This is a genomic window from Micromonospora sp. LOL_023 (assembly GCF_048060115.1).
Classification (GTDB): domain Bacteria; phylum Actinomycetota; class Actinomycetes; order Mycobacteriales; family Micromonosporaceae; genus Micromonospora_E.
The window spans coordinates 1-7,275 of sequence record NZ_JBHMIM010000111.1 but is presented as its reverse complement, the minus strand read 5'-3'; the positions used below and the strand labels follow the sequence as shown (position 1 = coordinate 7,275).

Annotated in this window: 7 protein-coding genes and 1 pseudogene; 4 read left to right on the top strand and 4 right to left on the bottom strand. The window is 67.3% G+C overall.

The window, feature by feature from the left end:
- Window positions 1-111: 111 nt before the first annotated feature.
- From ACFHVL_RS30400 to ACFHVL_RS30390, 3 genes are all read right to left on the bottom strand, one after another.
- The gene (locus ACFHVL_RS30400; RefSeq protein WP_416632020.1) at window positions 112-1,344 is read right to left on the bottom strand and encodes a nucleotide disphospho-sugar-binding domain-containing protein; all 1,233 of its coding nucleotides are present in this window, start codon (window positions 1,342-1,344) and stop codon (window positions 112-114) included.
- Window positions 1,345-1,366: 22 nt separating this feature from the next.
- On the bottom strand, window positions 1,367-1,846 hold the full coding sequence (locus ACFHVL_RS30395; protein ID WP_416632019.1) for a hypothetical protein: 480 nt from the start codon (window positions 1,844-1,846) through the stop codon (window positions 1,367-1,369).
- Between the two features lie 159 nt (window positions 1,847-2,005).
- Window positions 2,006-3,520 carry an MDR family MFS transporter gene (locus ACFHVL_RS30390; protein ID WP_416632017.1) on the bottom strand — a complete coding sequence of 505 codons (1,515 nt, stop codon included), beginning with the start codon at window positions 3,518-3,520 and terminating at the stop codon, window positions 2,006-2,008.
- 210 nt (window positions 3,521-3,730) lie between these two features.
- Between ACFHVL_RS30390 and ACFHVL_RS30385 the strand changes: the two genes are divergently transcribed.
- Complete coding sequence (locus ACFHVL_RS30385) at window positions 3,731-4,651, top strand: NADP-dependent oxidoreductase (RefSeq protein ID WP_416632015.1); 921 nt, start codon at window positions 3,731-3,733, stop codon at window positions 4,649-4,651.
- A gap of 245 nt (window positions 4,652-4,896) precedes the next feature.
- Here the strand turns inward: ACFHVL_RS30385 and ACFHVL_RS30380 are convergent, their stop codons facing one another.
- A complete protein-coding gene (locus ACFHVL_RS30380) occupies window positions 4,897-5,460 on the bottom strand; it encodes a group II intron maturase-specific domain-containing protein (protein ID WP_416632013.1) in 564 nt (187 codons plus the stop codon).
- Between the two features lie 39 nt (window positions 5,461-5,499).
- Here ACFHVL_RS30380 and ACFHVL_RS30375 point away from each other — a divergent pair.
- The 3 genes and pseudogenes from ACFHVL_RS30375 to ACFHVL_RS30365 all read left to right on the top strand — a co-directional run.
- Window positions 5,500-6,255, top strand: a pseudogene (locus ACFHVL_RS30375) (DDE-type integrase/transposase/recombinase); the annotation flags it as partial.
- A 58-nt stretch (window positions 6,256-6,313) separates the two neighbouring features.
- Window positions 6,314-6,769: a hypothetical protein gene (locus ACFHVL_RS30370; protein ID WP_416632012.1), complete on the top strand. Its 456-nt coding sequence runs from the start codon at window positions 6,314-6,316 to the stop codon at window positions 6,767-6,769.
- Window positions 6,766-7,275: ATP-binding protein (locus ACFHVL_RS30365; protein ID WP_416632011.1), on the top strand; the 510-nt coding region annotated here is incomplete at its 3' end. The genes ACFHVL_RS30370 and ACFHVL_RS30365, both read left to right, overlap by 4 nt.

Sequence of the window (7,275 nt, the reverse complement as noted above, 5' to 3'; positions counted from 1 at the left end):
GCAACTCGCCTCGTGTCCGGTTCTCAACACGGACAGAACCTCTCAAGCCGGAACAACGCCGGGGCCGTGGAGTTGGGCCGGCGCGGTCGCGCCGGCCCAACCGACGCTGGTTCAACCAGCGAGAGCAGTGAGCGCACCCACCAACTGCGCCGGCGCTGGTCGGCACCGCATCTGCCTGCGGGCCCGCCCTGCCGACTCGCGCAAGGTGGAATTGGTCATCAGGCGGCTGATGAGCTCGTCGTCCACAGTATTCGCATCAGCGGAAAGTCCGAACCCGTGCCGAACGATCACCCCAGCGTTGACGAACTCGTCTGCACCGTACGGTAGCGCAAGTTGCGGCAGGCCGGCGTCGATCGACGTCAGGGTGCTGCCGGCACCACCATGGTGGATGATCGCATCGCTGTACTGCAGGAGCCCCGCAAGCGGGCACCAGTCCGCGGTCCGAACGTTCGGTGCAACGTCCCCGAGCGCCTGGGCGTCAGCACCGATGACCACGAATTCGGCGTCTGTCGACGCGGCCCCCTTGAGCACCTTCTCGAGCCCGCCCACACCCACCACCTTGGGCAGCACGGTGCCCAAGGTGACGACGATTCTGGGCCGGCTCCTAGACTTGGTGACCCAGGTGGGCAAGACTCCTCCACCGCTGTACGGCACGAAACGTACGTTCCACGCCTCACCTTCACCGATCATCAACTCTGGCGGGGCGATCTGCACGGACGTTCTGGCCGGCAATTCCGCAGGCACCCCGTGACGGGCGAAGACACCGGCGAGGTGCGGTAGGTACCGCTCAGCAAGGTCTCCCTCCCGAACGAAGCCGACGCCGTGTTCCACCGCCGGCACCTGCAGCTTACGGGCGACTAGCAGGCCTGCGCCCTGTAGCCGGCCGTGTACGACCAGATCCGGACGCATCTCCTCGGCGGCCCGCACGACGCCGTCGGCCATCAGGTCCGTGACGTGGGCAAATCGCTCGAGGACGGCATCTGTGGCGGCGCCGCCAGCTTGGGCGATCGCCTCTCCACGTCGCCGGTGCTCCGCCACCCGGTCGCCGACGGTTCCCTTCCCGACGCCGAACACCTCGTCGAAGTCGACCGTAGGCGCAACATCGACCGCCGGCAGACCAGCACTCACAGCGGCCGGAACCGCCGAACTCGAGGTGGCCACCAGCAGCTCGTGTCCAGCAGCCCGCAGCGCCCAGGCCAGCGGCACCAGGGGGAAGAGGTGACTTAGTGCTGGTGGCACCGTGAACAGTACTCGCATTTCCCATTCCTCCGTCTTCACGTAGGACGTCCGGTGGCGCACCGACGCTCGTTGATTCACAAGCGTCGGTCTGTTTAAGATCGACACACGCGGTACGACCGCGCCGCGACTACGTTATGACTCGGACTGCTCGCACCTGTACTTCGAAGCTCCGGATGACCTGGTCGTCAAGGTCGTAGATCACGGACGTGCCGCGCGAGACAAAGTGGTTGCGCACCAAGAGTCCATCCTGGTGACCCCGGACCTCACCAATTACCTCACCCTGGCCGTTCAGGTTGGGGTGCACGATGTCAAAGACGAAGTAGTTGCAGGAAATCGCCTGCCATGTGTCGGTCACCGGCTCGCCAGGAGGCGGCTCGATCGTACCGTCCGCGCGAAAGACAAAAGTCGTCTCTCCCGCGCTCGGCAGCGATGTCTCGACGGACGCCTGCCACGTCCCGACCAGGCTATGCCTGCAGGTTTCCTTCGCGGTACTCGCCTGCGCCGGAACGGCGAAGGCCGTCAGCGAAGGCAGGACGATGAGCGAGATGAGTCCTGCCCGCAAGAGAATCGCGGCCCTGCGCCCCCGACGTCGGATACCGTCAGTCATCTTTGGTCTGCCTTTCAGAAGGGTGAATTCATAGGCGACTCCGCGCGGTCGGCACGTCGTCGGCGCAAGACTGGCCGTACCGACTCAAGGAAGGTTGTTGACCAGCTGGAGAGCGGCCCGAGCCGCCGGGCTGCCCAGGGCGCCGCTCGACTGCCCGGGTCAGCTGTCCTTACCGGACGCTTCGGTCCTACTTGGCGCACCAGGCAGGAAGAAGGCCGGAAGTAGCGCGACGCCAGTCAGGACCACCGTCCATACGAAGGCCCGCCCATAGGCGGTCTGCAGGGCCTCAGGCGTCGGTGGCTGTATCCCGCCGGACGAGCGTATGGTCTCCCGCTGCAGGATGAGGGCCAACACCGCGGTACCGAGGGAGCCGCCGATGCGCTGCACGATCACCAGCGCGCTGGCTGCCCGGGGCACCAGCTCCTGCGTCAACCCGTAGTAGGCCGCCGCCGTCAGTGGGATGGAGGCAATGCCGAGGCCCAGACCTCTCACCACCAACGCCGACGCCGACGCCGAGAAAAGGTCGTTCTGCGTCGCCCCAGCGTAGGTGAAGGGCACCGTGCCCATGATCGACACCGCGATGCCCACCAGCGCGACGGCCCTGGGGCCGAAACGGTCGACGAGGCTGCCCGACACCGCCAAGGCGACAACCATGCCAACCCCCTGCGGGGCGAGAAGCAGTCCGGCGCGCAGCGGATCTACCCCGAGTGCCTGCTGGTAGTAGAGCGGAAGCAGGAACATCAGCCCGAACAGGGATGCGCCAGAGAGGCAGATCAAGATCGACGAAACCGCGAAAGGCCGGTGGGCGAACAGCCGCAGATCGATTGCCGGGCTGGGGTGCGCCCGGCGCGCATTCCAGAAAAAGGCAGCCAACAGGAGCAACCCGATGCAGAGGGCGACCACCACCGATTGGGAGCCGAGGCCGCCTCCACCGCCCGCGACAGACAGCCCGTACACCAGAGCGACCAGCGCGGGGGAAAGAAGCAGCAGGCCCAGAACGTCGAGCCGGGGCCGGGACAGTCGCTCGCCCCTGGGCAGCCCGCGCCACGCCAGCAGCAGTGCGATCAGTCCGAGGGGAAGCTTGATGTAGAAAACCCAGCGCCACCCGAGGCTGTCCACCAGAAGGCCGCCGACACTGGGACCGATGATCGGCGCGAGCTGAGTGGGAACGCTCACAAGGCTCATGACCCGGCCAATCCGGTCCGGCCCAGCCTCCCTGACCAGGATTATCTGTGCCAGCGGTGGAAGGAGCCCGCCGCCAAGCCCCTGCAGGACCCGAAAGGCGATGAGGCTTTCGATCGACCAGGCAAGTCCGCACAGGGCCGAGGCCACGACGAACAGCGCCAACGCGAACAGCCACATCCGGCGGGCACCGAAACGTTCGACGGCCCACCCGGTTACCGGGACGACCATGGCGAGCGCGAGAAGGTAACCGATCGTCACCCACTGCAGGGCCGAAAGCGGGCTGTCGAGATCCGCACCGATCTCATTCAGCGCCACGGCGACGATGGTCGCGTCGAGAGCCGACAGAAACGCTCCGGCCACAATGATCAGGCCCAAGCCGACGAGGCGTCGGTCGAGCCTGGTGTCGTTCCGACGGCCGCCTGACGGGTCCGCCGTGGAGCCTGGCCGCGTCTGGTTCCCGGACACATCAAGACTGCCGTCGTCAGGCATCGATCCCCCATCGCTGAACCGGAGCGCTCCGCTCACTGTACCGCACAGCGCGATGGCGTCACACCTCGCCGAACGGAACGCTCCACTTCGTGCTAACATCACAACCACCCCGTGGCAGCGTCACGGCAGGCCGCCCCTTGTGTCACTCCTCGCCGGCGCGGCCGCCTGCAGCCCGGCACGATCGACCGCACCGAGAATTGGAGCTGCCGAGTGAGCACCAAGATCGTGTTCTACGAGTACGGCGAACCCGACGTCCTCCGGCTGGTGGAATTCTCGGAGCCCGAGGCTGCGGCGGGCCAGGTTCGCGTGCAGATCCGTGCCGCCGGAGTCAATCCAGTCGACTGCAAGATCCGCCGTGGCGCGTTCTCCGGACTGGGTGGCGAGCCGGACATCTTTCCGCAGACTCTCGGCAACGAGTTCGCTGGCGTCGTAGACCAGGTAGGTGAGGATGTCGTCGGCGTATCGGTTGGCGACGAAGTGTTCGGATTCGCCAATGCAGAGGCATACGGCAAGCACCTGCTGGTGACACCCGAACAGTTCACCGCCAAGCCGGCCGAGCTGTCCTGGGAGACTGCCGGCAGCCTGTCCGCGGTCGGCCAGACAGCCTGGAACGCGCTGCGGGAGCTACAAGTGTGCGCTGGCGACACACTGCTGGTGCATGCCGCAGCCGGAGGTGTCGGGACCGTCGCCGTACAACTCGCGGTGGCATCCGGCGTCCACGTCATCGGCACGGCGAGCCAGCGCAACCACGACTACCTACGCTCGCTCGGCGCTTACCCAGTCGAATATGGCGACGGCCTTACCGACCGGGTCCGCGAGCTTGCCCCGTCCGGCGTCGACGCCACGCTCGACGCGATCGGTGGCGCCGCGATCGCCGCTTCGCTCGAGCTGGTGAGCGACCGTGAGCGTATCGGCACTCTGGTAGATCAGGATGCGGCTAACAGGTTCGGCATCAAGCGGCTACGAGGGACCCGGTCATCCGCCATCCTCGCGGAGCTCGCAGCTCAATGCGCGGCGGGCAACCTGAAACTGCCCATCTCGAAAGCGTTCTCCCTGAAAGACGCGGCGGATGCGCACCGCGAGGTCGAGACCGGGCATGTGCGGGGCAAAGTCACGCTCGTCGTCGACTGACCGGGTCGCGTAGGCATAGGGCAACCTGTCCGTCCGTGCTGCCGATCCACGCCTTGGGCCAGCAGCGCGCGACGGGCTCCGTGCCGTCGCAACTGGCGTAGCCGTCCGCCGCCCAGCCGAGGCCTTCGTCGGAGGATCGTCGTCGGGTCCACGCGCGCCCGGTGGCCCGGGGGAACTCACCCCCCGGGCTCCCACAGAACGGAACGTGACAGTCTCCCGTCATTCCGCTCGTCTCATCTGATCCGTTAGAACTCCGTCGTCCAGACCCAGTGGGCGAAGAGTCGGGGCTGCCTGCGTAGGAGCCCGTGCCACCACCGTTTGGCCTTCTTGAACGACCGGAGCCGTTTGAACTTCCGTCGGGCCCAGCGCACGAGGTAGGTGTTGATGCGCCGTAGGAGGCCGTCGAGTTCGGTCCGGTAGAACTTGCCGTAGTAGGTCATCCAGCCGCGCACGACTGGGTTGATCCACTCGGCGAGGTCCGCGATGTCCACGGTGGTGCGGCAGTGGATCCGCCAGCGGCGGACCTCGTGTCCCATCCGGGTGAGAGCCGCTCGGCTGACGGCGGGCAGGAACGCGCCGAAGATGCTCTTACCATCGCTGGTCGGAGCTTTCCGCGCCTGGAATGTGTAGCCGAGGAACGTGAACGACGTGTTCGCGTGGGCGAGGCGTCGTCTGCGGTGCCAGCGGTCACGGAATGATCCGGGTGGGCGGACATTTGTCTCCGGGTTGGCGGACAGCAGAACTCCGGGTTGACGGTCACGAGATCGGTGGATGACGCCCTGATGTAGGCGGTCCCCGCGTCGTTGCACTGATTGTCGAAGATCAGCTGCTGCAACGTCGGGGGACCTGTGACCAAGTCTGGCAGGGAAATCGTGGAGATTCTCGAAGCGTTCGATCTGACTCGCTGTGCGCATTCGGCGGCGCGGCTCGTCGGGGTCGATGAGAAGACGGTGGTGAGGTACGTGGCGATCCGTGACGAGGGTGGTGACCCGTTCACGCGTGCGCGTCGACGGCGGGTCACGGACCCGTTCGTGGACAAGATCGAGGAGCTGGTGGAGGCCTCCCAGGCGCGGATCCGCGCGGATGTGGTGCATCAGCGCCTGGCCGCGATGGGATACAGCGGGAACGAGCGGTCGACGAGGCGGGCGGTCGCGCAGGCGAAGGCGCAGTGGAAGGCGGGCCGGCGGCGTTCCTACCGGCCGTGGACGCCTGAGCCCGGGATGTGGCTCCAGTTCGACTGGGGTTCCGGGCCGGTCATCGCCGGACGCCGGACCAGTCTGTTCTGCGCGTGGTTGTCGTGGTCGCGGTTCCGGGTGGTGTTGCCGGTCTGGGACCAGACGCTGCCGACGTTGGTGTCGTGTCTGGACACGACGCTGCGGCGGATCGGCGGCGCGCCGACGTATGTGTTGACCGACAACGCGAAGACGGTGACGGTCGAGCACGTCGCTGGTGTCGCGGTCCGTCATCCGCAGATGGTGGCCGCTGGCCGGCACTACGGCTGCAAGGTCGAGACGTGTGAGCCGTTCGACCCGGAGTCGAAGGGCGGCGTCGAAGCGACGGTGAAGATCGCGAAGGCGGATCTGGTGCCGACATCGGCGAACCTCGCCCCCGCCGGGACACGTCACGACGAAGGTGTGGTGCCGGGTCGACGGCGATGAACTCGTGATCGTCGGGCGGACCGCCGCCGGTCTGGCCGAGATCGCCCGTCACCGGTTGTCGACGCCGGGGAACCCGTCCATCGTCGACGCCCACTACCCACACCATCGGGGCGGGAACCTGCCACGTCCACCGCGGCCCAGACCGCGCACGGCGGACGAGGTCGCGATCCTGGACCTGGGTGAAGGCGCCCACCGGTGGCTCGTCGAGGCCGGCGCCGCCGGCGCGGTCCGGGTCCGGGCGAAGATGCGCAGGGCTGTCGAGTTGGCGGCCGCGCTCGACCGTGAGCAGGTCGACCACGCTCTGGGTCTCGCGGCGATCGCGGGCCGGTTCGACGACGGCGACCTCGTGTCCATCCTGGATCACCTCGCGACCGCTGGCGCGCCCACGGATGTCGTGGTCGTCGACGAGAGCCACTCGGTGCAGCCCGGCACCAGCCCGTGGGAAGGATTCGGCTCATGACCCGACCCCAGGCCCCGCCGATGCCGGAGGATCTGGAGCAGATCCTGCGCCGGATGCGGCTGCCCTACCTGCGGAAAGCGGCGCCCGACGTCCTCGCCACCGCCCGCGCGCAACGCTGGGACCCCGCCGAGGTCCTGCGGGTCCTGCTCAACGAGGAGGTCACCGGCCGTGACGCCGCGACCCGCAGGTTGCGGCGCAAGACCGCGAACTTCCCCAGCGGCAAGACCCTGACGTCCTGGCGTGGCGAGGACTCCTCGATCCCCGAAGCCACCCAGAACGCCCTGACCACCCTGGAATGGGTCGGCCGGCACGAGAACCTCGTCGTGTCCGGCCCGTCCGGGACCGGCAAGTCCCACTTCGTCGAAGGCCTCGCGGCGGCGGCGATCGAGTCCGACATGCGCGTCGCCTGGTTCACCCTCGAAACGCTGACCCAGACCATCGGGAAAGCGAAAGTGGACGGTTCCGTCGCCCGGACCATCGCCCGGATCTGCGGCGTCGATCTGATC

What these genes read in the sequence shown, in the direction of transcription:
- ACFHVL_RS30395 (WP_416632019.1), bottom strand. Translation starts at nt 1,846, where the DNA reads ATGACTGACGGTATCCGACGTCGGGGGCGCAGGGCCGCGATTCTCTTG.
- ACFHVL_RS30390 (WP_416632017.1), bottom strand. Translation starts at nt 3,520, where the DNA reads ATGCCTGACGACGGCAGTCTTGATGTGTCCGGGAACCAGACGCGGCCA.